The sequence below is a fragment of the Arthrobacter sp. FW306-07-I genome (assembly GCF_021800405.1).
Lineage (GTDB): Bacteria > Actinomycetota > Actinomycetes > Actinomycetales > Micrococcaceae > Arthrobacter.
Window position 1 is genome coordinate 3787481 of sequence record NZ_CP084550.1, and the last position, 21758, is coordinate 3809238.

Genomic DNA, 21758 nt, shown 5'->3' on the forward strand with positions numbered 1-21758 from the left:
GATTGGGTCCGGACAGTTATGGGGAAACGCAGGCGCCGGCGGGGACCGGCAGGCCTACCACTTGTGTGGTGCGTTTACCCAGATGGCTACGCATACCTCTTCGTAGCTGTTCTTGTACCAGTGCGGGGTTTCTGCCGGGTAGGTGATCGAGTCGCCCTCTTCCAGGCTGTAGCAGACGCCGTCCAAGTAGACGTCCTTCCGGCCCGAGATGATGTAGCAGAACTCTTCCCCGCTGTGGGTAAAGGGTGTTGCGCTGGTGTCATGCCCTGGGGGCGTCATGATCCATTGCGCTTCGATGGTGCCGTCACGGTCCGGGGTGAGCAGTTCGTGAACTGCCTCCCCCACGGATTCGCGGGTGACGTTTTTCAGGTTCCGCCGTGCGGATCTGCGGACGACGGGTGACTTGGTTTGGTCCTGGCCAATGAAGAACCTTCCCACGGGGATGTCCAGTCCATGGGCCAGTTGGGCGAGGGTCGTGAAGGACGGGTTGGCCATTCCGCGTTCGATCTGGCTGACGATCGCCTGGCTGAGCCCTGTGACGTCCGAGAGCTTGGCCAGGGTCATGCCCTTTTCCTTGCGCATGGCCCGCACTTTGTTGCCAACCGTGGCCAGCAGTTCGCTGGTGGCCGGCGGTGCGGTGGTGCTACTCTCGGTGGTCATCGGCTGTCTTTCACTGGGTGAGCTTACTCACACAACTATAGTGAAGATTTTTACTCAAACAATCCCTTTTCCTAATTATCTTGAAGATTCTGCTCTCGTGCAGGAAAAACGGGCCCAAAGACACGAGCGGAACCGCTTCTCCTGCCCCATACTTGCGCCATGGACGACACCGCCGCCGGGGACCGGACTGTGCAGGAACATCAGAACGCGCGAAAACCGGACCGGGTCCTGCTCGCGCTGGTGGGCGTGGTGGTACTGCTGGTGGTGGTGGCGCTGGCCGTGGTCTTCACCCGCGGCGAGCCGGCGCCGCTGGATGAAGGCAGTCCCGCCGGGGTGGTCCAGCGGTACAGCAAGGCAGTGATCGACGGCGACGTTCCCACCGCCCAGTCCTATCTCACGGAGGGTGCCAGGAGCAGGTGCCGCGGCACGTACACCGGCGAGCCGTCGCCCGCCCGCGTTGTCCTCATCTCGACGACGGAGCGCACCGACTCAGCCACCGTGAAGGTTTCGATTGTGCGGTCGGCCCAGGGCGGCCCCTTTGGGCCGTCCGAGTACGAGACGGAGGACGCCTTCTCGCTCCTCAAAGTGAATGGGAAATGGATGATTGACCAGCCGCCTTACCCGCTGATGGCCTGCACCGGGATGCCGGTAAAGCCATGAGCTCCCCCGCGGCCCCAACGTCTCCCGCGCCCACAGGTGGCCTGGCCACCCTCCGCCGGCTGATCCTGTACGTCCTGCTGTTCGCGCTGGTGGTCATCGCCGCGTCAGGTGTAAGCGGGTTGCTTGAGCGCCTCTTCCGTACGGCAACCACCTTGGTTTCCGGCGACGTCACCGGGTTGGCCCTGTCCCTGGCCTTCACCCTGATCGGCGGCCCGCTGGCGCTGCTGCTGTGGTGGTTCGTGTGGCGGCGGCTCGACGATGAAGCCGAGCGGAGGGCCCCCGGGTGGGGCCTCTACCTCACCGGGATCTACGCCGTCTCGCTGATCATCGCCACCACGTCGCTGCTGGATCTGGCCACGTCCTTCATCGGCGGACAGGTCAGCCAGTGGCCGTCCCCCCTGGCGAACGCCATTGTGTGGGCGGCTATCTGGTGGTGGCACCGGTGGATGTGGAAGCACCCCCGCAAAGCGTCGCGCCACCTTGAGGACGTGCGCGCCGTCGTCGGCTCCGTCTTTGGGCTGCTGCTGGGTGCCGGCGGCTTGATCGCCGCGCTCAGTGTGCTGCTGGATGTCGCGATCCGCGGTTTCACGGCAACCACCGTCTTCGAGCCCTGGTGGTTTGAGGTCCTCCGGTCCCTGATCTGGGCCGCGGGCGGGGCGGTGGTGTGGTGGTGGCACTGGTTCCGGGAGGGCGGGCAGCGCTTCCAAACAGGGCTGGTGGACGTCACCATCATCGGCGTGGGCATCTTCATGGCCGGCATCGCTGCCGTGGGCGGGCTGGGCGTCATCCTGTTCGTCCTCCTGCGGCTGGCCTTCGACCGGAGCGATCCCCTGAACGATCTGCTTGAGCCGCTGGCCCCGGCCATCGCCTCTGCCGCCATCGGGGCGCTGGTGTGGCGGTACCACCGCAGTGCGTCCGTGCACCGTTCCACCCGGACCCGCCGGGCCAGCCTCCTGGTGACGTCCGCGGTGGCGCTTGCCGCGGCGGCCTCCGGCATCGGCGTGGTGGTGAATGCACTGCTGGCTGCAGCCGTATCTCCTTTGGCGGGCGGGACAACCCGTACCCTGCTTCTGGGCGGCATCAGTTCCCTGGTGGTGGGAGCACCGGTGTGGTGGCTCGCGTGGAAGCCCCTGCACCAACCACGCAGTGCGGACGACATTCCGCCCGGCCGGCGCCTGTACCTGGTTGCATTTTTCGGCGTCAGTGCGGTGGTGGCGCTCATTACGCTGCTGGTGATCGGATACCGGCTCTTCGAATTCCTGCTGGGCGAAGTCACCGGCGGCAGCGTCCTTGACCGGATCCGGGCGCCCCTGGGACTCCTGGTGGCTGCCGGGCTCGTGGCGGGCTACCACTTTGCGCTGTGGCGGCACGACCGTGCACTACTCGCCGCGGCGGCCCCTGCCCGGCGGCGGGTAATCGAGCGGGTCACCCTGGTCAGCGGTTATCCACCGGCTGTCGTTGATGCCGAGGCTGTGGCGCGGGGAATCGCTGACGCCACCGGGGCGAAGGTGACCACTTTGCTGAGGGCGGACGACGGCGGCGCGGGACTTCCGTCGTCGTCCGTTCCTTCGCCCGTGGTTGCGGACGTCATGCGGCAGATCGCGGCGGCGCTGGAGGTCACTGCCGCGCAGCAGGTGCTGGTGATCGCCGGGCCGGGAGCCCGGCTGGAGGTCATCCCGGTGGCTGCTGCCGGGGGCGCTGCCGTCGCTGGCGGTCCTGCGACCGGCCGGGCCCTACGGCCCTAGCTTGTTCGGGAAGCTGAAGCCTAGCGTTGGTGCTGGCAAAGGAGGCCGGCCATGGCTGCTCATCGAGCCGCAAAACTTCCCGGTGCTGCAAAGGGAATGAACAGCAGGAGCTGGCTGGGCTGCATGGCCCTTGTCCTGCTCGTCTTGGCAGGATGCTCATCCGGGGACAACGCGCCGGCGGCCAGCCCTTCATCCAACCAGGCAACTGCGCCCCAATCGTCAGCGCCGCCCAGCACCCAGACTGCGGGCATGCCCGCCAAGCCACTCACGGATGCGGAACTGGCGGCGATCATCAATGGGGTAGGCACGAGCCGGAACCTGCCGTTTCCTGCAGCCCACGATTCCACCGCCTGCGCAGCGGGGCGGCCGGAGGGTCCTTCCCCTCAACCAAAACCGAAACCACGCCCGGGGAGTGCGTTGCCTTCGTGCCCCAGGACCCCTTCGCCCGCTGGGCAGACAAGGACATCAACTTCGCCGAAGGTGCCATGCCCCCAGTGGGCGGCCAGTCCGGACCCGCGACCACAGTCATGGTCGTTCTAAGAAGCGCGGAAAGGGAAGCCATCGCCAAGGCCGACTTCGGCTACACGGACGATCTGGTGTCCCGCTGCGGCCAGTTCGATTTGGCCTACACCGAATCCGGCCGCACCTCCACTTACGGCGTCCAGCTGCTCACCGCTCCCCCGCTTGGGGAAAAGCAGCACGCCTTCATGCAGGTGACCAAGCCGAAGGGTCCCGGGGACTTCGGTTCCGTGGGATTGCGTGTCCTCAAGGGCACCTTGTCCATCACGCTCAGCCTCGCAGTGGAAAACCTCAACTCGGAGGCCGACGCCAAGCCTGCACTGGACGCCATGGCAGTCCTTGCCAGGGAGCTCATTGACCAGGCCGCAAAAGGCTCCACGTCCGCGCCTCCGCCGGCGCCAAACGCAATGCCGCCTGACCAGATGGTGGCGCTGTTCAAGGGCATGACCGGCCCCGGCGGGGAACCGGTGAGCCTGCCGCAGGCGGCAATAATCGGCCCGCCTCCCGGCTCTTCCCCAGGCGCGTCAGCTCCGCCGTCCGATTCCCCGTGCACCTTTGACGATGAGTCCTACGCCTCGGCCTTGGCCGGCGCGGTCCATGGCCAGGGCCAGATCCAGGGTGCCACCAAGATCGACTACACCGACTTCAGCGTGGTCAACATGCCGTCATCAATGGCTCCGCCCTATCCGTTCGACACCCGGGCAGAGCATCTCCGGGGCTGCACAAGCATCCAGGAGAAGTCCTTCGGAGGCAGCAGCCGGCCCTGGTCCCCTGTCGCCGCACTCACCACGACAATCACCGCCGACGCGACCTACGCCGTCGCCTATCAACTCTCCGACGGGACCGGCGAATGGCACGTCCGGTGCGGAGCGCGCAGGGGGACGCTGTCGATTGAGGCGAGCACCCGGACTGGGTCGCAATCCGAGACACAGGCCAAGGCGGACGCGCTTGCGTCCTTCTTCAACGCCGTTTTCTCACGAGCGGGAAAGTAGGACCATCTGCCCCGGGAATGCGGCGTTCCTCAAGATTTGCTCAGTTTATCCCGCTGGTGGATTAACCCTCTTCCCCTGGCATTCTGCGCTGCCTAGTGTTGGCACACACGCTTTGCCAAGGGGGACAAATGAAAAGCACAGCTGAGAGTCTTACAGACGCCGCAAACCAGGACGGGCAGCAGGCTGCCGTTACGGATTCACTGGACGTACAGCACAAGCTGGCGGAGTGGACATCCGACTGCCTGCTCACCATGCGCAGCCCAATCCGCTTCACCCGGGCCGACTGGCCCTAGGCCGCTCGAACTTCCGGCACCGGCTCCGGGACAGCCTCGTCAATCAGCCGGCTCGATCAGTTCCGGTCCGTCGTTCCGCACGCTGTTCACCCTTATGGACACTATCCGTGGGGTCAGGACGGGCTCGGGAAGAGTGTCCAGAAAGTGCCGGATATCGTTCTTATCGGTCAGGTCCGGGTCCAGCCACTCGGCGAAGCGGTCGCGGGGAATGATCACCGGGGACCTGTCGTGGACGTGGCCCAAGGCGTCCTGGGCTGTGGTGGTCAGGACCGTGCAGCTCAGGAGCCACCGCCCCGGGTCATCCTCCGGCACTGAAGGGTCGGCCCACCACTCGTACAGGCCGGCAAAGCCGAGTATCGGTTCCTTCTCGGAGTACAGGTAGTTGGGGATCTTTTTGCCGTCTTCCGTCTTCTGCCACTCGTAGTAGCCGTCGGCAGGAAGAATCGCGCGTCGTTTCACCGCTGCCTTGCGGAATGACGGCTTCTCCAGGATGCTCTCGCTGCGGGCATTGATCAGCTTGTTTCCGATCTTGATGTCCTTGGCCCAGGACGGAACCAGGCCCCAGTGCGCCACCAGCAGGTGCCGCTCAATGCTGCCCTCATCCAACCGCTCGGCCACGATCGGCACCGGCTCAGTGGGGGCCACGTTCCAGCTTGGTGGGGGCAGGCTGCCTTCAACCTCTTTGGCGTCAAAGTGGCTCAGGAGGTCGCCGGTGGCCTTGGACATGACATATCTGCCGCACATACGGTTATTCTCCCCACTGCAGGTCGGCCGGTTGTTGCCCGGATAGGCGAAGGGGCGGGCCACCTGGACCACCGGTATGACTCATGGAGCCATGCGCCCAACACGGCCAGCGCACTGGTCCAGGTCGTTACCCGCCGTTTCAGGCCCGCCCGGCTCTTAACGCCGCTATCAGTGACGGAAGGTCAGCTGGAGGCTTCCCGCTCGATTTCCTCGGCCAGGTCATCCACTTCTTCGGGACGGGCTTTGATCCCGGCTTCCTCGAAGCGCTCTTCAAGGACGTGGCTAACATCGTCCTGGACATGGCCCAGCTGGATGTCGTGGCGGACATCCTCCGCGATGGCTTCGGGCGTGGCGTCGGGATCGGTGCCCGCCACGAGCTCATCGTTGCCGTCAAAGGGGTCGTTGGCGCCGCCGTCTCCGCTATCAGTCATACTCCATCGTTACCCTTTGCCGCCCGGCAGTAAACGCCGCGTCCCCGTTGCGCCGATCCAGCCGGCTTCAACCCAGGAAGGTGCGGTGTATATCGCTGCCGTAGCGGCCAATGATTGCGCGTTTGGCGTTCCTGAAGGCTTCGAGGTCCCCGGCATGGCCATGCTGCTCAACGCGGCGCCTTGCCAGCTCGTCCGAAATCACGTCAAGAAAGAGTTCTGCGAGGAGCAGCCGGGCGGAGTCGCGGAATCGGCCCCGTCCGTCGACATAGAGCTGGACGGTGGGGGCTGCGGTGTTGATGATGACTTTTCGCTCCACTTCGCTGTACATGGCACGGTCCGTGCTGTTGTGCAGGCTGCGGAAGTCGTAGCCGGTGAAGAGGTCGACGCCGTGGTCCCTGCTCGGGTGGTGGACCTGGCGGTGAGGGCCCGGCAGCTGTCCGGGGGCGGCGACGGCCTGGTGCGGCGGTTGGTTTGCGCTGCGGTGTGAGGCGTGCTCGGCGATGACCACTTCGCACAGCGCCCAGTAGTCCCCGGCTCGGGCAGTGATTTCCCCGCGGTCTCCAGCCTTGTCCCCAGTTGCCGTCCATTCGAGCCGAAGGGTTTCCGCCAGGGTGCTGACCGGGACCGGTGCTGGCAGCGGGTCAAGGCGGATCGAGGGCGGAAGGTCCAGTTCGAACGCCAGGGTTTCGCCAACGGGCAGCTGGGATGGATCCAGCAGCAGGGCAACGTGGAACGGATGCACCGGCGGCCGGTAGTAGAAGGGCGTTGTGAACCGCAGTGCCGCAGGCAACGGTGACTCCGGCGCCTGCCCGCCGTCCCCGTTCCGGACACCAGGTGCCGTCTCCAGGCCCAGGTCCAGGATGGCGGCCTCGCTCATGTGCTGAAGCAGGTGCTCGATCATCTCGGCGGTTCGCCCGGATGTGGTGGCCCGTTCCAGGTGGGTGAGTTTTTCTTTCTCGGCCTGGACAGGGGCGGCGATCATCCGGCTCACGGCCCGCGAGAACGCCGCAACGAACGGGTCCTTGGGGTTCAGGCCTTCACGCTCGTCGCTGATGATGGCCCTACCTTTGCCGAGCATTTCGGTCAGCGCGGGGCAACGCACCGTCCCGAAAAGATACTCGGTGCCCACCTGGTTCTCGTATTCGAACATCTGGCAGTCGAGCACAGCCCTGCCGGACTCCACCACCAGGCCGGCGGTTCGTTCGTCACCCTTCAGTGTCAGTTCAACGCCCTGGGCACGTTTAAGCGTGACGGTGAACGCGTACTCCGTACCGTCGACGCTGAAGCTGCCCGGTTCTTCAGGGCCCACCAGCGTGATGGCAGGAGGTTCCCGGAAACGGATGCGGTCACTGCCGAGATCCCCGTCACCGGGGTGTCCGTGGACCAGTTCCACCCTTCGCCTGTGCAGTACGTCCCGCAGGTAGATGTTGTCCGCAAGGAGTTGCAGCAGTGTTGCCTGCTGGGTGATGGTGGCGTGCGGGTTGTCTACCACGATGGTGACCCTGGTGCCGTTGCCGCCGTCGGGAATCCCGAGCCGGATGTAGTCCTCGGGGAACGCCCGGCGGTCCGCGCCGTCGTCGTCATAAAGGTAGCCGCCGTTCTCACCCCGGAAGATGTCGATCCGGGTGAACCGGCCACTTTGAATGGTCTCGATCCAGCCGTGCCCCAGCCCGAAGATGGCCTGTTTGAGCCCGCGCCCAAAGTAGCCCCGGCCTGCTCCCTCCCCGCGGGCCAGCGGACTGTGGGCGCCGCCGTAGCTGAGGATCCTGCCCGCCTGCTCGAAGGACATGCCCTCCGCCTGGTCGGTGACCATCAGCACCGCCCCAGAGTGGTGCCGCTGATAACCGACGACGATGGGACCCGTCAAGGTGCCGCCGGCTCTTTCCAGCCGCGAGTAACTGTCATCGCTGTTGGTGATGAGCTCCACCAGAGCCTTCTCAACCGAGGCGAAGCGCCGGGAATCAATCCCGATCACGCGCTGGTCCACTTGGATCTGGGCAACCGTCATCTGTGGTTCCTTCGCTTACAACCGAAGCTGATGGTCAACCCGAAGGCGCAACGACGGGCCAACTACGTGGAGCGTAGCAGCACGCAGAGAGGTCAGGACACCCCCGCAAGAACCCCGTCGATCCGGGTCAGCAGCCCGGGCCAGCCGTTGCCCATGCCTTCGATGGCGTGGCGGCCCATGGGGGTGTCGAGCTGGAAGCCGGCGTGCTCGAAGTGGAGGATGGTGCCACCGTCGACGGGTTCCAGGCGCCAGGTGATGGTGGTGTCCAGCTGGCCCTCAGAGAAGAGGAAGCTGATGGATCTGCCGGGGTCCACGGTAAGGACTTCGCACTGCTGCTGGCCCCACGCGTCCATGTCCATGGTGAAGCGGTGGCCCACCACTGGCGCGATGTTGCCCGGAGCCCACCAGCGGGCCAGCAGTTCAGGGGTGGTCAGCGCGGCCCAAACTACGGCAGCCTGGTGCGGGTAGCGGCGTTCCAGCCGGATGGCGCTCTCGGTCATGACGGTTCCTCCTCGTCCAAAAGGTCGGCCAGGGCATCCAGCCGCCCGTTCCAGTAATGCTCGAAGTGCTGCACCCAGCCGCCGATCTCGGCGAGCCCGGCGGGCTGCAGGTGGTACACCCTGTTCCTGCCCTGCCGCTCCTCCCGGACCAGCCCCGCCTCGCGGAGCACGGCAAGGTGTTCGGACGCGGCCGGGCGGCTGAGGTCCAGCAGGCCGGTAAGCTCGCCGGCTGTCCGGGGACCCTGCCTCAGCTCGTCCAGGATGACGCGCCGTCCCGGGTTGGACACTGCGGCGAAGACATCGGGAAGCACAGCAACAGTATATGTCGGGAATTTCCGACGTAAACTATCTGCGCTCCTGTATCAGCGGGAAGAGACTCATCCACTAGGCTCACTTTTGGTCCAATTTGGACCTTTACTCGGCGACGCCGAACCTTTGGGGGCTAAATCATTGTGGGAACTGGCGGCACTTCAACAATCGGCATGCGTCCACCCCTGGTTCGATCGATAGCCGGGTTCGCCGTCCTGCTGTCCCTGGGACTGGCGGGATGCGCTTACTCGGGCGCCCCACCCCAGGCGGAACACGCCGCCGCAGCCGTGCCAACGTCACCCCCTTCGCCCGTCGCCGCGAGGCCTCCCGTGAGTGGAGAAACCGTGCGGGACTCGTTTGGCAACGTGGACTTCTACACCACAGTTGCCGGCGACACGCTTCCGGCAGTGGCGGCGGCATACAAGCTATCCGAGGCGAAGGTCGCCGGGTTCAAGGGACTCCAGCCCGGAACTCCCCTCGCTCCGGGCACGAAGCTCCGGCTGATTCCGGCCGACCCCATGCCAGGCGCGAAGGGCGCAGTGACGGTTGACGCAAACGGCATTCCAACGGGTTACACAATAGAACCCGACGACAGCCTGGCCGGCATCACCTACCGGCTCAACCTGACCGAGAAGCAGTTGGCTGAAGCGAACAAAGTCCCGTTCACCTACGAAAAGGGGAACGCCTACTTCATCCAGGCCGGCGCGGTCATCCAGCTTCAGAAGAAGCCGGTGGACAGCAGGTCCGGCTCAGGCCCCTCGATCAACAACTCATTCGGCCAGACCGTCTTCTACACGACCGTGGACGGCGACTCGTTCGACAGTTTTGGCTACAAGTTCCGGTCCACCACGGCACAGATCCTGCTGTACAACCCTGCACTGTCGGCGGATCAACCCATCCCTGGAGGCACTAAGGTTCGACTGATACCCGGTGAACTGAAGATCGAGGGCGCGCAGGGAACGTTCACCGCCGACGACCAAGGGATTCCGCTGACGTACACCACGGCTCCCGGGGACACCGAGCGGCAAGTTTCGTTCCGCTTCGGCGTCACTGACCTGCGCTCGGCCAACCGTCCCAGCACGGGCACGGCCGGGGCTTGGTATGACTTCACCGACCTACCCACCGGCGAACTGGTGCCGGGCCAGACCATCAGCGTGGCGCTGGACAAGCCCATCAATAAACCTGGGAGCTGAGGTCCGCCCACTCCACGTCCGGGGGGGCCCGACCCTCCAGGCTTTTACTGGCGGCCGGAACTGACCCGCCGGCCCATCGCGTAACCAGCCCAGAAGGCGAGCACCAGCAGCCCGGCCACCATGATGGCCAAGCCAATCTGTGCGCCTTGGGTGATGAAGGCTGCGCCGGGCACGCTGAACGGTTTGTTGCTCAGCGGCGCGTAGGCGAACCAGCCGGTGAAGTCCCGGTTCAGGTACGCGACCAGGCAGCCAACCAATACGGCGGAAACGCCCAATAAAGGCACGACGGCGACAGGAACCCTGTCGCGTCTGGACGGCGGGCGTTCGTCAGGCGTGTTGTTCTCCCCCATGCACGCGAGTGTAGCCGCGGGCGCTCTCCTGTGCGCAAACGCCGGTCGTGCAGCACTTCAGCCACTCCAAAAACATTCGCCTCTCCTATTGCTGAGAAACCGCTTTCTCGATAGGGTCCTTGTCAGCGCCCTCCAGTGATCGGCGTCATTGTGGACCGCGGACCGGGGGCGCAGTTCATTCCAATGACGGAAGAGAAAACATGCGAAAACGCAGTGCCTACATGTCTTTATCCGCAGCACTGGCAGTAGCCGGAGCGCTCATCATTCCAACCCAGGCAGAGGCAGCACCAAACCCTGCCGCCGGCCCAATCGCGCAAACCGTCCAGACACCGCTGGAGCGCCAGGTACTCGGTGAAAACAACGGCTGGGCGTCCGAAGGGACGGGAACCACCGGCGGCTCGGCAGCAACCGATGCCCACGTCTACGACGTCCACAGCAAGGCCGAAATGCTGGCGGCCTTCGCGGATGCCGGCACGCAGCCGAAGATCGTCCGGGTTTACGGAACCATCAACGCGAACACGGCCCCGGACGAAACCCCGCTGACCTGCACAGACTATGCCGCAGGAACGGGCTACAGCTTGGAGCAGTACCTCCAGGACTTCGATCCCGCTACCTACGGCCGCAGCCAGGAGCCGGCCGGCCCGCAGGAGGACGCCCGCCGCCTGGCCGCGGCAAAGCAGGCAAAGACCATCCGCTGGGACATCCCCAGCAACACCACCATCGTCGGAGCGACCCCGGACAGCAGCATCACGGGCGCGGCAATGCGCATCAACGGCGCCACCAACGTGATCGTCCGCAACCTGACGCTGCAGGATTCGGCCGACTGCTTCCCCGCATGGGATCCGACTGACGGGGCCGAGGGCAACTGGAACAGCGAATACGACCTGCTGCAGGTCATCAACAAGGCAACCCACGTGTGGATCGACCACGCCGCCTTCACGGACGCCCCCAACCTGGACAGCTCGCAGCCGCTCTACTTCAACCGCCCCTACCAGGTGCACGACGGCGCAGTGGACGTCACGAACGGCTCGGACCTGGTGACCATGTCCTACAACCGTTTCTCCGACCATGACAAGCTGCTCCTGATCGGCTCCACAGACTCTGCCACCCGTGGCGACCCCGGCAAGCTCCGCGTCACCATCCACCACAACGTGTTCGAGAACGTTGGCCAGCGCGCCCCACGGGTACGATTCGGCCAGGTGGACGTGTACAACAACCACTACAAGGTGGCGGCGGACAGCCCCATCCCCTATGAGTACAGCCTGGGGGCCGGCTTCAGCTCCCACCTGTACGCGGAGGCCAACGCCTTCACGCTGCCGGATGGAATAACGGCCGCGGACATCATCGGGCGCTATAAGGGAACGCAGATCACCACCGTCGGCAACGCCGTCAACGGCAAAATTACGGATATACGCGCCGAGTACAACGCCGCTGCTGCGCCTGCCGACCAGTTGGCCGAGGACACCTCCTGGACGCCCACCTTCCGTACCCAGGTCCACCCGGCCCAGGCCGTACCGGCCCTGCTGAAGGACTCCACCGGACCCATCTTCACCGCCGGAGGAAACTCCTGATGCCGGCCATTCTCCCCAGCCGCCGCTCCATCCTGGCCACTTTGGCCCTTGCTGCCGGCACGGCGGCATTCTCGGGGACGAACGCGGCAAACGCCTTCACGCGAGCCCACCCCGACCCCACGAAACCCCGCACCAAGCCCGTCATTTTTGTCGTCGGGGACTCGACGTCGTCGGCCTACCAGCAGTCGGAAAGGCCGCGCGCCGGGTGGGGGCAGGCACTGCCCCTCCTGCTGGGGCCGCAGGCAACGGTCTTTGATTATGCCTGGTCAGGCGCCTCCTCCAAGAGCTTTGCCGACGCCGGCCTGCTCGACCGGGTGCTGGCCCTGATGCAGCCGGGCGACTACCTGCTCATCAGCTTCGGCCACAACGACGAGAAGGTTGCAGACCCGGCCCGCGGCACGCTTCCAGGCTCCACCTTCAAGGAATATCTGGGCCGCTACCTTGACGGCGCCCGAGCACGGGGTGGCACGCCTGTGCTGGTCACTCCAGTGGAACGCCGCCGCTTCGATTCCTTCGGCAACGCCAAGGATTCCCATGGCGAGTATCCGCAGGCTGTCCGGGAACTTGCTGCGTCGTCCGGCACTCCGCTGGTGGACCTGACGGCGTCCTCGAAGCAGTTGTGGCAGGACCTGGGGCCGGAAGGAACCAAGTCCCGCTTCCTGTTCCTCGCCCCGGGCCAGTACCCGCAGTATCCCCAAGGATCCGAGGACAACACGCACTTCCAGGCCCTCGGTGCAGTGGAGGTGGCCCGCCTGGTGGCCCGCGAGCTGCAATCCAAGCAGATCGTCCCGCCCGGGTACTTCCTGAACATCGACGCCGGCACCGAACCCCTGCTTGAGATGTACTGGCCGAGTGAGCGTCCGGTGGACCTGCCGGTAACGCTCGACGCCGGCCCCGGCACGACGTTCACGACCGTGCAGTCGGCAGTGGATTCCGTCCCTGAGGGCAGCCTCCAGCGGACGGTCATCAGGATCCGGCCCGGCATCTACCGCGAAGCTATACGGATCCCGGCCACCAAGCCCCGAATTTCGTTCATTGGACAGGGCGGCCGGCCAGAGGACGTGGTGCTGGTCTACAACAACGCGTCCGGCACTCCCAAGCCGGACGGAAGCGGGAACTATGGCACTTCGGGAAGCGCATCGGTCCGCGTCGACGGACCGGACTTCGTGGCACGGAACCTGACCATCAGCAACGATTTCGATGAGGCCGCCAACCCGGGCATGAAGGACCGCCAGGCAGTCGCCCTGCACATCACCGGAGACCGGTCGGTACTGTCCAACGTCAGGTTGCTGGGCAACCAGGACACGTTGCTGGTCAACTCCCCGGGCGCAGGTGTCCAAGCCCGCTTCTACTTTGACAACTGTTATGTGGAAGGGGACGTGGACTTCATCTTCGGCCGCGGCACCGCTGTATTCAGCGGTTGTGACATCAAGAGCCTGGACCGCGGCTCGACGACGAACAACGGGTACGTCACCGCCGGCAGCCAGGACCTGTCCATCAAATACGGGTACCTCTTCGACCGGTGCCGCCTTGTCTCGGACGCGGCCCCGGGCTCCGTCCACCTTGGCAGGCCGTGGCACCCGAGCGGTGATCCGAAGGCGGTTGCGCAGGTGCTGGTCAGGGATTCCTGGCTGGGCCCGCACATTTCTGGGACGCCGTGGACGGACATGAGCGGCTTCTCCTGGCAGGAGGCGCGGTTCGTCGAGTACAACAACCGCGGCCCAGGGTCCCAGGTAACGCCTGACCGTCCGCAGTTGCCCGGGCCGGAGGCGGGCAACTACACGGTCCGGAACTACCTGCAGGGAACCGATGGCTGGGCCCCGCAACTGGCAGGTTCGACGGCGGACTGCAGTGTGGTGCCGGCGGAGGAAACGGCAGCGTAACTGCAGGGAAGGTCCGGTTCACTATGTGAACCGGACCCCGAAAGTTGGACTCGCAAATGTGCGAGTCCAACTCTAGCGGTAAGCGGTTGGCCCTTTGCTAAAGGCTCCGTCCCTTCCTGGTCGGAGCCTTTTCCGTCCCATGCTTCGGTGGCCGAAGTTCCAGACTGGCTGCTTCAGAGGCGAGTACCCAAATTTTCTGCCATTTGTAGACCCCTCGCGTTGTCGCTGTGTGTAGATGTATTAGCTCCGGGTGGTGAATTGGACTTGGACGTGCTTGAGCTCCGTGCGCGGAAGCACAGCGGTCACCACGCCGCCGCCGGACAGCTGGGCTCCGATACCGTAGACGAACGGGTCTGTATCAATCTCTGCGCCGGGCATGTCGACTCCGTTGATAACGGTCCTGGCCTGGCTGTTGACCATCCGGGCGGTTACTGAGGGTGCGTGCTGGTCCCACGGGTTGCTGCCCGGCCAGAGCTCTTGCCGGTATTGGTTCATGAGGATGTGGTTGACATGGTCAGCCAACAGGCTTCGAACCGAAGAGCGCTCGGATGGATCGCGGTGCCAGGTGGTTCGCACGGCCTCCTCAACTTGCGGGTAACGCAGGCGCTCCACGTACTCGATCAGCCAAGGGGGCCGCGGCCATGGCGGAACTTCCTCGATCGATCTGCGTGTCTTCTCGTTGAGGTCTGCGAGGTTTACCGGGTCTGAGCGGTCATCCGGGTTTCGCCAGAGCGTATAGGTGATGCTCGCCGTCATCTCGTTGTACCCACGATCATCTTGGCCATAGGTCACACCAACGCTGTCGGTGTCCTCCAATGACGGTTGGGGGATGAGCCCCATCACGGGAATGGGCATGAGTTTCAGGCGCTCGGCCCATCCAGCCCGCGGGTCGGGAGCGTCTGCGGGGAGAATTCCAGCCCCTCTCATACCCCGACTATGAACCACGCGAGGGTGCCTGTAAATGGGATTGAGTTTCAGCCCCCAAAGTCCCGGTGAAGGTTCGCTATGAGGGACCTATGCCGCAAGCGTCTGAGCACGATACTGTAGCGGGCTCAAACCCTTGAGCTTGGTGGAGATTCTTTCGGTGTTGTACCAGTGGATGTACTCGTGCAAGGCCGCTGTTAGGGCCTCGGTGTTGAGGAAGCGGACGTGATGGAAGAGTTCTTCCTTGAGGTGCCCAAAGAAGTTTTCCATCACGGCGTTGTCGAAGCAGTTGGCTTTGCGGGACATCGACTGCACCGCACCGGCCTCCGCCAAGAGCGTGCGCCAAGAGTTGTGCTGATACTGGAATCCCTGGTCGGAGTGAACGAGGGGTTTCCGCCCGTCCGCTAGCGTGGCCAAGGCGCTGCGCAGCGAGGCGTTGGTCAGCTCCAAATTGGGGGACCTCCCGATGGCATAGGAGATGATCTGCCGGTCAAATAGGTCCATGATCGGTGAGAGGTAGAGCTTCCGGTCACCCACGCTGAACTCGGTCACATCGGTCACCCACTTCTGGTTTGGGGCATCCGCTTCGAACTGGCGATTCAGCAGGTTCGGGGCCACAGCGCCCTGCTCGCCCTGGTACGAGTTGTACCGCTTCCTGCTCCGGACCTTGCAGACCAGCCGCAGGGAACGCATCAGCTTCAATACGGTCTTCTTAGCGACCGTCCACCCTTGCTTGAGCAGTTCAATATGGATCCGGCGGTGTCCGTACCGGCCATGGTTCTTCTCGAAAATCTCCGTGACAGCGGTCTTCAGAGAAGCCCGTGGATCTGGGCCTTGGAGGCGGGACTGGTGGTAGAAGAACGTGGACCGGGCTAACCCGGCTACGTCCAGGAGAACTTCCAAGCGGTGTTCAGCCCTGAGAGCGATGACAGCGCGGACCTTTAGCGCTGTTCCCCGTCCCTCAAGGCGTTTACTTTTCCCAGAAAGGCAACCTCTGCCCGCAGGCGTTCGTTCTCACGGCGCAGCCGCTCTACCTCAGACTCAGGTTTCCTTGCCGTCCCAGGATTCGTCTTCGGACGGCCCTTCGGCTTGGGCCGCAGCCCGTCCTCGCCTTCGGTCCGGTACTGACGCGCCCACTTCTCGAGCAACAGTGGAGAGGACAGCCCAAGCTCTTTCGCCAGGGCGACTTTGGGCTCACCCGCGCGGTATCGCTGCACAGCATCGAGTTTGAACTCAAACGAGAACACCGGTCGTGTCGGCTTCGCCACCAGCGTCGTACCTCCGCGCGTCCGCCATCGACCATACAAACGTTTGATAGCACCCCTACCTACCCCGAGTCGGGTCGCTACCGCCCAAGCACCCCAACCCGTTTCAAACAACGCTACCGCGGCCTCGCGCTGCTCCACGGACAACGAACTTCTCCCATGCATAAAACTGCTCCCCGAAAGTCAGAACTGATTTCTCAGTCCAACTTTCGGGGAGCAGTTCAATGGAGCCGGGCCTTCCCTGTCCGTCATCCCTAGCCGGACGCACAAGACGGGTCTAGGCTGGGCGGATGTTGACCATCGGCACTATCGTCCTCGGCGTCAACGACGTCGCAGCCGCCACAAAGTTCTGGCATGACGCCCTGGGCTATGTCCCCCGGGAACCGGGTGACGAAACCTGGGTGACCCTGGTGCCGTCGTCGGGCCCGGGCGCGGAATTGTCCCTCATGCTCAGCGAAACCCCCGTCCAGCACCACCCGCGGATCCACCTGGACCTGTATGCGGACGACCAGTCCGCGGAGGTGGAGCGGCTGGTGTCGCTCGGCGCCCAGCGCGTGGATTGGGACTCGTACCCGGACGATCCCGACTTCGTGGTCCTGGAGGATCCGGACGGGAACAGGTTCTGCGTCATCGACAAGAGCCCGCGCTAGCGAAGCCCGGGAACAAGCCCGCCGCCCAGCCCGTTGGCATCCGTACAACCGTCACCTTTTAAGGGGCGGCAGCGACGGAAGGGAACTCATGGTCAGGGCTATCTGGAACGGAAAAGTCATCGCCGAATCCGCGGACACGGTGGTGGTGGAGGGCAACCATTACTTCCCGCGCGACGCCGTCAATCCCGCCTTTCTGCGGGACAGCAGCAAGAACACATTTTGCCCGTGGAAGGGCACGGCCAGTTACCACACGCTTGAAGTGGACGGCGAACTGAACGAGGCCGCGGCCTGGTACTACCCCGAGGCCAAGCCGCGCGCCAAGCACATTGAGGACCGGATCGCTTTCTGGCGCGGCGTCACCATCGAGGATTAGCGGACAGAAGAAGCGGACGACGGCGGGTGGGAACCCCGGCGTCGTCCGCTTAGCTTTAGCGGTACGCCGACGGCGTTCAGCGGTGGTTCTTGCGGTGCTTTACGACATGTAGTTCGCTGGCTTCGGTTTTCGCCCGTTTTTCGGCCCGCTTTTCGAGAATGGACTTACCGACCTTCTTGGCGGCACCACCCTTGGAGGATTTTCCTGACATCGGAATCACGCCTTCCTTTCCCGTGATAACCGCTACCATACCCACTTTTGTCTGTTTAGCCAGCCCCCGTTTTCCCGCAGCCCAGAGCCGCACAAACCACCCATCCCAGGTCATCGCCAATCGCGGGCCGGATGCTGCTTACCGCCAAAATTCACCGAGCCTCCTCACAAGGGACTTGCCTTGGTTGTACCCGGCTAGCGCGGCTCCCGGGCGGAGTGACAGGTCCATCGCGTTGGGGCCGAACATGTGCTCGGCGTCGCTGTCCGGAAAGATCGTTTCGACCAGGCTGCCGCCCGCCCGCAGCTCCTCGACCTGCGCCCCAAGTTGCATGCCCCACTCCAGCGGCATGCGGGTCCTGCCGCCAAAGGGCGAGAGAACCACGACGCGTCTGCATCCGGCGGCCAGGTCGGCGTTCTCGTTGCGCCGGTAGCCGCCGTCGATATAGTTGCTATCCCCGATCCGGTACGCGGAGGCGCTGGAACAGCTGGCCGCCACGGCGTCCACCAAGCTGACACCGCTGTCTCTGTGGAACACTGCGGGGTCCCCGGTCCTCGCGTCGACTCCAGTGATCAGCAGCTCATGGTCCGGCCACTCCTGCCGGGGCAGCCGCCCCGCCACAATGGCCCGCCACCGCACGGAGCCGTCGTAGTCCGAAGCCAGGTCGAGTGCAGCCGCCCCCATTCGGCACCGCATCTCCGCGGCGTTCCCGGCGGCGGCGATGATCCGGCCGGTCCGCTCCAGGTGGTCGGGTACAGACCCGCCCAAAGCCGGAGGTCCTCCCGGGCGCGGCCGCTGCGGGAGCGGAGCGGCCAGGACGGCGGCATAGAGTTCTGCGGGAATGGCGCCGGCGATCTGGGCAGCGGCTGTGGCTCCTGCCGATGTTCCGATGACCCTGTCGGCGTTGGTCACGTCCAGGCCTGCGTCGGCCAGGCCGGCGAGGACGCCGATCAGCCAGGCATTGCCGGTGGATCCCCCGCCGCCGAGGACCAGTGCGCGGCCGGATGCCGCAGCGCCACTGGCACCCGGCATGAAAGAAGGTGTTGTGTTCATGGGAGTCGCCTTTCGCGAAGTGCCTGTTCGGCGCTCCCTGTGGCGCGGCCAGGTCAGCCGTGGATCGTGGGCTGGGAGGGAGCACCCATTGCGGATACAGCTTTCATGGGTCTCACCTCCTGAGGTCGCGTCACGATCAGGGGAATCTGGGCACACCAGCAGTGCCACCCGCAACGGGTAAATTTGAGGCGATGATTTCGATTGACCGGGACAGCCCCACGCGCCACGACGTCCACCTGCTCCTGAGCGAACACTTGGCCGATATGTACGCCACCTCGCCCGCCGAAAGCGTTCACGCCCTGGACCACTCCGCGCTGGCCGCCCCCTCCATCACGTTCTGGACCGCCCGCGAGGACGGCAACCTGCTGGGGTGCGGCGCACTCAAACTGCTGGGCTCCCCCACGGGTCCCGTAAGGCAGGGCGAGATCAAGTCCATGCGCACCACGGCATCCGCCCGGGGCCGGGGCGTGGCCACGCTCATGCTCGGGCACATCCTCGAGGACGCCCGGACCCGGAACATTGAGCGGGTCTACCTGGAGACCGGCACCGAGGACTACTTTGCCCCCGCGCGGCGACTCTACGCCAAGCACGATTTCACGGAATGCCCGCCCTTTGCGGACTACGAGCTGGATCCCAACAGTGTCTTCATGGAGCTTCGTCTCTAGCACCTCACCTCGGCATATAAGAATGCGAACGACGGCGGGTGGGCCACCCGCCGTCGTCCGCTTTCCTGTGTCCCGGCTTGCTAGAGTTGCCCGCCCGGGCCGCTGTCCTTGACGTCACCGCGCCAGCCGCCGGTTTCAGTGCCGCGCGATTCAATGAAGTCCTTGAACTTCCGCATGTCAGCTTTGACCTGCACCTCGTCGATCTTCAGCGCCGCGCCAGCCTTTTCCGTGACGGTTTCCGGTGCCCACTCGAAATGAACTTTGACCTTGGTGTGGTTGGCATCCAGCGGCGTGAACCGAACGATGCCGGCATGAGACTTGCCATCGGTGCTGCGCCAGGCGATCCGGTCATCTGGCTCCTGGTCGACTATTTCGGTGTCGAACTCCCGCTGGACACCGCCCACCTTGGTGACCCAGTGGTTGGTTCTGTCGGTCAGCTGCGTCACCGATTCCACTCCGGACATGAACTGCGGAAAGGATTCGAATTGGGTCCACTGGTTGTACGCGGTCCGCACCGGAACCGCGACCTCGACGGCCTCTTCAACCTCTTGAAAGTGTTCCATCTGCTTCCTCCTCATGACGGACGGCCGCAACGGCGGACCGGCAGATTCGGCCTTCCTGCCAGCCAGGCAGCCGCCACCCCTGCACGATAGATCCGGCGCCTACCCGTGTCCAGAGCCTTAATGCCGAAGTGGACAACGGCGGGTGGCCCCGCCGTCATCCACTTTCCATTAAGCGCCTAGCGGCTGAAGGGGACCTTTTCCCAGCTCAGGACATCTGCGCCCTTGGCGCTGTTACCGGACACCGTGAAACGGACGTAGTCCACGGCGTTGTTGGCGCCGTCAACGGTGATGTGCTGCAGATCGTCGGCGGCCGGCGAGCCGTAAATGCCCAGCCAGGGCGAACCGGCGGCGAGGGGCTGGTTTTCGGCGAAGACGTGGCTGTCGCCGTTGACCAGGTAGACCGGGGCGTCGAAGTTGTTGGTCTCCTGGGCGATGGCCTGCACGATGTCGCGGAAGCCGGACACGGTGTCCGCGTTGACGGTGGCGTCGGCCAGGAGCGACGGGTCGAACATGTCGGCCTGCTGCATGAGCACCACGGCCCGGTCGTTACTGCGCCTGGCGTCGGTGAAGGTCTGGTGGATCTGCGCGATCACGGCACTCGTGCGGTGATCCACCTCGGCCAGCTGCTGCGGGGTGGGCTCGGTCTTGCCCAGGCCAGTCCACGGCAGGAGGGAATTATTGCTGCCCTGGACGTTCAGCACAGAGAAGGCCACCCGGTCCTTGTCGAAGCGGACGTCCTCGGGGAGCCCCAGGTTTTCCTGCGACTTCAGCGGCATGGTGGCGCCCAGCGTCTTGCCGGGCTGGTTGAAGAAAACCTCCCGGATCTTGTCCAAGCGCTCCAGCGGGTTGTATGCGCCGTTGTTGGTGCGGTGGCAGTCCACCCACTCGTTGTCACCGGGTGTGTAGACCAGCGGGTGGGTGAAGGTGTCGAACTGGGCGCGGATGTAGGAGAAGTACTCGTCCGAGCAGACGGAGGAGCCATTTTTTATATCGCCCACATGTGCTACAAACTTCAGGCCCTTGTCCGCATTGAGGTCCTGGATGCGGGAGGGGAATTTTGCGATCTCGGCGGCGCCGTAGGGGATGTCGCCGATCGCGGCGAAGGTGAAGGCCTGGTTGCTGTCGCTGTTGTTGTCTTGGCTGCTTTCGGCGAAGGCGGGCTGCGACGCAAGGAGGCCGAACGTCAGGGTCAGTGCCGCCGTCGTGATTTTGACTGTCTTTGAAGGCATGGGGATGGTCCTTTTGTGGTGTCTGGACGGGCTTACGCGCCGCGGGCGGCGAGGAACTGCTGGAGGCCGGCGAGGTCGTCGGTGTTAATGTGGTCCACGCCGGCGCCGGCCAGTTCGGTCCAGACGGCGTCGCGGGCTGCGCCGGGCTGGTCCGGGGTGGCCCAGAAGCGGACGCGGTAGCCGGTGGCATGCGCGCTGGCCACGAAGGCGCGTAGTTTGGTGCGTTCGGCTTCGGGCATGGGGCCGACGCCCTGCCAGGTGAAGAGCTTGGTCCAGTTGTCGCTGACCAGCGGCATCAGGGTGGCTGGCAGGCCGGAGGTGAGGTCGGCTGCGCGGCCGTCGTAGAAGCTGAAGCGCTGGGTCTGCGCCTGCATGGTGGCCAGCGGGCGATTGCCGCTGATGACTGCGGTGACGGGACCGGTCTTGACGTTGCCATTGGTGTAGCGGCTCATGATGTCGCGGTGCCCGGCCAGTTCCTTCTCAACGGCGGCGTAGGTGGCCTCACCCTCGCTCTTGATGTCGATCAGGAGCTGCAGGCTGCCGTCCCACTTGGGGTAGACATTGTGGCCGGGCTGGCTGCGGACCAGTGCCTGGAGCGGGTCGAGGTAGAGGCTCTCGAGGGTGACGCCCTGCTTGGCGTCGGCGAGGTCGTGGGCCACGCGCAGTTCGCCGTCCACCAGCCAGACGTCCGCCTCGACGCTGGTGAAGCCGTGCTCCAGTGCGTCGAACAAGGGACGGCCATGCTCATAGTCGTTATGCGCATGCGTCCCGGCAAGCGGTTGGCCGACGACGACGGGCGCGGGCTCGGGTGCCTCGGCCCGGACGTGGGCAGGAGCTGGTGCCGCCCCGGCCAGGGTGGCGAGAAGGGCGACGGCGGCGAGGGTGGTTTTCACGAACACGCAGTACTCCTGGTACCTCGGGGATTTTTTGCCCAGCGGTTAGCGCGCCGGGCGAAGGGTGCGTGAAAAGA

General features: G+C 64.7%; 26 protein-coding genes. 10 read left to right on the top strand and 16 right to left on the bottom strand.

Features of this window, described 5'->3' with window-relative positions:
• Nucleotides 1-54 precede the first annotated feature (54 nt).
• Nucleotides 55-660, bottom strand: a complete 606-nt coding sequence (locus LFT46_RS17615) for a helix-turn-helix domain-containing protein (protein ID WP_236799710.1) — start codon at nt 658-660, stop codon at nt 55-57.
• A gap of 159 nt (nt 661-819) precedes the next feature.
• Between LFT46_RS17615 and LFT46_RS17620 the strand changes: the two genes are divergently transcribed.
• Both LFT46_RS17620 and LFT46_RS17625 read left to right on the top strand, forming a co-directional pair.
• A complete protein-coding gene (locus LFT46_RS17620) occupies nt 820-1320 on the top strand; it encodes a hypothetical protein (protein WP_236820517.1) in 501 nt (166 codons plus the stop codon).
• Complete coding sequence (locus LFT46_RS17625; RefSeq protein ID WP_236820518.1) at nt 1317-3065, top strand: DUF5671 domain-containing protein; 1749 nt, start codon at nt 1317-1319, stop codon at nt 3063-3065. The genes LFT46_RS17620 and LFT46_RS17625 overlap by 4 nt, the downstream gene beginning before the upstream one ends.
• A gap of 59 nt (nt 3066-3124) precedes the next feature.
• On the opposite strand, the gene LFT46_RS17630 is transcribed toward LFT46_RS17625, so the two are convergent.
• Entirely contained in the window at nt 3125-3373 is a 249-nt protein-coding gene (locus tag LFT46_RS17630) for a hypothetical protein (RefSeq protein WP_236820519.1), read from the bottom strand.
• Between the two features lie 117 nt (nt 3374-3490).
• Between LFT46_RS17630 and LFT46_RS17635 the strand changes: the two genes are divergently transcribed.
• Together LFT46_RS17635 and LFT46_RS17640 are read left to right on the top strand one after the other, a co-directional pair.
• Nucleotides 3491-4576: a hypothetical protein gene (locus tag LFT46_RS17635; RefSeq protein WP_236820520.1), complete on the top strand. Its 1086-nt coding sequence runs from the start codon at nt 3491-3493 to the stop codon at nt 4574-4576.
• A 128-nt stretch (nt 4577-4704) separates the two neighbouring features.
• Nucleotides 4705-4869 (top strand): hypothetical protein, encoded by a 165-nt coding sequence (locus LFT46_RS17640; RefSeq protein WP_236820521.1) that lies wholly within the window; start codon nt 4705-4707, stop codon nt 4867-4869.
• A gap of 39 nt (nt 4870-4908) precedes the next feature.
• Here LFT46_RS17640 and LFT46_RS17645 read toward each other — a convergent pair whose 3' ends face one another.
• The 5 genes from LFT46_RS17645 to LFT46_RS17665 form a co-directional block, all read right to left on the bottom strand.
• Nucleotides 4909-5595: an SOS response-associated peptidase gene (locus tag LFT46_RS17645; RefSeq protein ID WP_236822071.1), complete on the bottom strand. Its 687-nt coding sequence runs from the start codon at nt 5593-5595 to the stop codon at nt 4909-4911.
• Between the two features lie 200 nt (nt 5596-5795).
• Nucleotides 5796-6044 (bottom strand): hypothetical protein, encoded by a 249-nt coding sequence (locus LFT46_RS17650; protein WP_236820522.1) that lies wholly within the window; start codon nt 6042-6044, stop codon nt 5796-5798.
• A gap of 67 nt (nt 6045-6111) precedes the next feature.
• A complete protein-coding gene (locus LFT46_RS17655) occupies nt 6112-8052 on the bottom strand; it encodes an ATP-binding protein (RefSeq protein ID WP_236820523.1) in 1941 nt (646 codons plus the stop codon).
• Between the two features lie 92 nt (nt 8053-8144).
• Nucleotides 8145-8552: an SRPBCC family protein gene (locus LFT46_RS17660; RefSeq protein ID WP_236820524.1), complete on the bottom strand. Its 408-nt coding sequence runs from the start codon at nt 8550-8552 to the stop codon at nt 8145-8147.
• Nucleotides 8549-8863 (bottom strand): ArsR/SmtB family transcription factor, encoded by a 315-nt coding sequence (locus tag LFT46_RS17665; protein ID WP_236820525.1) that lies wholly within the window; start codon nt 8861-8863, stop codon nt 8549-8551. The genes LFT46_RS17660 and LFT46_RS17665 overlap by 4 nt, the downstream gene beginning before the upstream one ends.
• Before the next feature lie 171 nt (nt 8864-9034).
• Between LFT46_RS17665 and LFT46_RS17670 the strand changes: the two genes are divergently transcribed.
• On the top strand, nt 9035-10054 hold the full coding sequence (locus tag LFT46_RS17670) for a LysM peptidoglycan-binding domain-containing protein (protein WP_236820526.1): 1020 nt from the start codon (nt 9035-9037) through the stop codon (nt 10052-10054).
• Nucleotides 10055-10098: 44 nt separating this feature from the next.
• Here LFT46_RS17670 and LFT46_RS17675 read toward each other — a convergent pair whose 3' ends face one another.
• Nucleotides 10099-10404 (bottom strand): hypothetical protein, encoded by a 306-nt coding sequence (locus tag LFT46_RS17675; protein WP_236820527.1) that lies wholly within the window; start codon nt 10402-10404, stop codon nt 10099-10101.
• 221 nt (nt 10405-10625) lie between these two features.
• Here LFT46_RS17675 and LFT46_RS17680 point away from each other — a divergent pair, with 221 nt between their 5' ends.
• A complete protein-coding gene (locus LFT46_RS17680; protein WP_236820528.1) occupies nt 10626-11975 on the top strand; it encodes a pectate lyase family protein in 1350 nt (449 codons plus the stop codon).
• Complete coding sequence (locus tag LFT46_RS17685; RefSeq protein WP_236820529.1) at nt 11975-13858, top strand: pectinesterase family protein; 1884 nt, start codon at nt 11975-11977, stop codon at nt 13856-13858. Before LFT46_RS17680 ends, LFT46_RS17685 begins: the two co-directional genes overlap by 1 nt.
• Before the next feature lie 240 nt (nt 13859-14098).
• On the opposite strand, the gene LFT46_RS17690 is transcribed toward LFT46_RS17685, so the two are convergent.
• From LFT46_RS17690 to LFT46_RS17700, 3 genes are all read right to left on the bottom strand, one after another.
• Nucleotides 14099-14785, bottom strand: coding sequence for a hypothetical protein (locus tag LFT46_RS17690; protein ID WP_134166000.1), 687 nt, complete (start codon nt 14783-14785; stop codon nt 14099-14101).
• Nucleotides 14786-14872: 87 nt separating this feature from the next.
• On the bottom strand, nt 14873-15685 hold the full coding sequence (locus LFT46_RS17695) for an IS3 family transposase (RefSeq protein ID WP_236800190.1): 813 nt from the start codon (nt 15683-15685) through the stop codon (nt 14873-14875).
• A gap of 38 nt (nt 15686-15723) precedes the next feature.
• A complete protein-coding gene (locus LFT46_RS17700) occupies nt 15724-16050 on the bottom strand; it encodes a helix-turn-helix domain-containing protein (RefSeq protein ID WP_208324301.1) in 327 nt (108 codons plus the stop codon).
• A gap of 287 nt (nt 16051-16337) precedes the next feature.
• On the opposite strand from LFT46_RS17700, the gene LFT46_RS17705 reads away from it, so the two are divergent.
• Together LFT46_RS17705 and LFT46_RS17710 are read left to right on the top strand one after the other, a co-directional pair.
• Nucleotides 16338-16697, top strand: coding sequence for a VOC family protein (locus LFT46_RS17705; RefSeq protein ID WP_236799722.1), 360 nt, complete (start codon nt 16338-16340; stop codon nt 16695-16697).
• An 88-nt stretch (nt 16698-16785) separates the two neighbouring features.
• The gene (locus LFT46_RS17710) at nt 16786-17070 is read left to right on the top strand and encodes a DUF427 domain-containing protein (protein WP_236820530.1); all 285 of its coding nucleotides are present in this window, start codon (nt 16786-16788) and stop codon (nt 17068-17070) included.
• Between the two features lie 76 nt (nt 17071-17146).
• On the opposite strand, the gene LFT46_RS17715 is transcribed toward LFT46_RS17710, so the two are convergent.
• The gene (locus LFT46_RS17715) at nt 17147-17401 is read right to left on the bottom strand and encodes a hypothetical protein (RefSeq protein ID WP_236820531.1); all 255 of its coding nucleotides are present in this window, start codon (nt 17399-17401) and stop codon (nt 17147-17149) included.
• A gap of 18 nt (nt 17402-17419) precedes the next feature.
• Nucleotides 17420-18331 (bottom strand): patatin-like phospholipase family protein, encoded by a 912-nt coding sequence (locus LFT46_RS17720; protein ID WP_236820532.1) that lies wholly within the window; start codon nt 18329-18331, stop codon nt 17420-17422.
• Between the two features lie 191 nt (nt 18332-18522).
• Here LFT46_RS17720 and LFT46_RS17725 point away from each other — a divergent pair, with 191 nt between their 5' ends.
• Nucleotides 18523-18996, top strand: coding sequence for a GNAT family N-acetyltransferase (locus LFT46_RS17725; protein ID WP_236799726.1), 474 nt, complete (start codon nt 18523-18525; stop codon nt 18994-18996).
• Nucleotides 18997-19076: 80 nt separating this feature from the next.
• Here the strand turns inward: LFT46_RS17725 and LFT46_RS17730 are convergent, their stop codons facing one another.
• The 3 genes from LFT46_RS17730 to LFT46_RS17740 form a co-directional block, all read right to left on the bottom strand.
• Nucleotides 19077-19559 (bottom strand): SRPBCC family protein, encoded by a 483-nt coding sequence (locus LFT46_RS17730; protein ID WP_236820533.1) that lies wholly within the window; start codon nt 19557-19559, stop codon nt 19077-19079.
• Between the two features lie 176 nt (nt 19560-19735).
• The gene (locus LFT46_RS17735; RefSeq protein WP_236820534.1) at nt 19736-20788 is read right to left on the bottom strand and encodes a hypothetical protein; all 1053 of its coding nucleotides are present in this window, start codon (nt 20786-20788) and stop codon (nt 19736-19738) included.
• A gap of 32 nt (nt 20789-20820) precedes the next feature.
• Nucleotides 20821-21687 (bottom strand): phosphatidylinositol-specific phospholipase C/glycerophosphodiester phosphodiesterase family protein, encoded by an 867-nt coding sequence (locus tag LFT46_RS17740; protein ID WP_236820535.1) that lies wholly within the window; start codon nt 21685-21687, stop codon nt 20821-20823.
• Nucleotides 21688-21758 lie beyond the last annotated feature (71 nt).

Excerpts from the sequence above, each read along its gene's own strand:
- LFT46_RS17615 (WP_236799710.1), bottom strand. The coding sequence starts at position 660 with ATGACCACCGAGAGTAGCACCACCGCACCGCCGGCCACCAGCGAACTG.
- LFT46_RS17620 (WP_236820517.1), top strand. The coding sequence starts at position 820 with ATGGACGACACCGCCGCCGGGGACCGGACTGTGCAGGAACATCAGAAC.
- LFT46_RS17625 (WP_236820518.1), top strand. The coding sequence starts at position 1,317 with ATGAGCTCCCCCGCGGCCCCAACGTCTCCCGCGCCCACAGGTGGCCTG.
- LFT46_RS17640 (WP_236820521.1), top strand. The coding sequence starts at position 4,705 with ATGAAAAGCACAGCTGAGAGTCTTACAGACGCCGCAAACCAGGACGGG.
- LFT46_RS17645 (WP_236822071.1), bottom strand. The coding sequence starts at position 5,595 with ATGTCCAAGGCCACCGGCGACCTCCTGAGCCACTTTGACGCCAAAGAG.
- LFT46_RS17650 (WP_236820522.1), bottom strand. The coding sequence starts at position 6,044 with ATGACTGATAGCGGAGACGGCGGCGCCAACGACCCCTTTGACGGCAAC.
- LFT46_RS17655 (WP_236820523.1), bottom strand. The coding sequence starts at position 8,052 with ATGACGGTTGCCCAGATCCAAGTGGACCAGCGCGTGATCGGGATTGAT.
- LFT46_RS17660 (WP_236820524.1), bottom strand. The coding sequence starts at position 8,552 with ATGACCGAGAGCGCCATCCGGCTGGAACGCCGCTACCCGCACCAGGCT.
- LFT46_RS17670 (WP_236820526.1), top strand. The coding sequence starts at position 9,035 with ATGCGTCCACCCCTGGTTCGATCGATAGCCGGGTTCGCCGTCCTGCTG.
- LFT46_RS17675 (WP_236820527.1), bottom strand. The coding sequence starts at position 10,404 with ATGGGGGAGAACAACACGCCTGACGAACGCCCGCCGTCCAGACGCGAC.
- LFT46_RS17680 (WP_236820528.1), top strand. The coding sequence starts at position 10,626 with ATGTCTTTATCCGCAGCACTGGCAGTAGCCGGAGCGCTCATCATTCCA.
- LFT46_RS17685 (WP_236820529.1), top strand. The coding sequence starts at position 11,975 with ATGCCGGCCATTCTCCCCAGCCGCCGCTCCATCCTGGCCACTTTGGCC.
- LFT46_RS17690 (WP_134166000.1), bottom strand. The coding sequence starts at position 14,785 with ATGAGAGGGGCTGGAATTCTCCCCGCAGACGCTCCCGACCCGCGGGCT.
- LFT46_RS17705 (WP_236799722.1), top strand. The coding sequence starts at position 16,338 with ATGTTGACCATCGGCACTATCGTCCTCGGCGTCAACGACGTCGCAGCC.
- LFT46_RS17710 (WP_236820530.1), top strand. The coding sequence starts at position 16,786 with ATGGTCAGGGCTATCTGGAACGGAAAAGTCATCGCCGAATCCGCGGAC.
- LFT46_RS17720 (WP_236820532.1), bottom strand. The coding sequence starts at position 18,331 with ATGAACACAACACCTTCTTTCATGCCGGGTGCCAGTGGCGCTGCGGCA.
- LFT46_RS17725 (WP_236799726.1), top strand. The coding sequence starts at position 18,523 with ATGATTTCGATTGACCGGGACAGCCCCACGCGCCACGACGTCCACCTG.
- LFT46_RS17730 (WP_236820533.1), bottom strand. The coding sequence starts at position 19,559 with ATGGAACACTTTCAAGAGGTTGAAGAGGCCGTCGAGGTCGCGGTTCCG.
- LFT46_RS17735 (WP_236820534.1), bottom strand. The coding sequence starts at position 20,788 with ATGCCTTCAAAGACAGTCAAAATCACGACGGCGGCACTGACCCTGACG.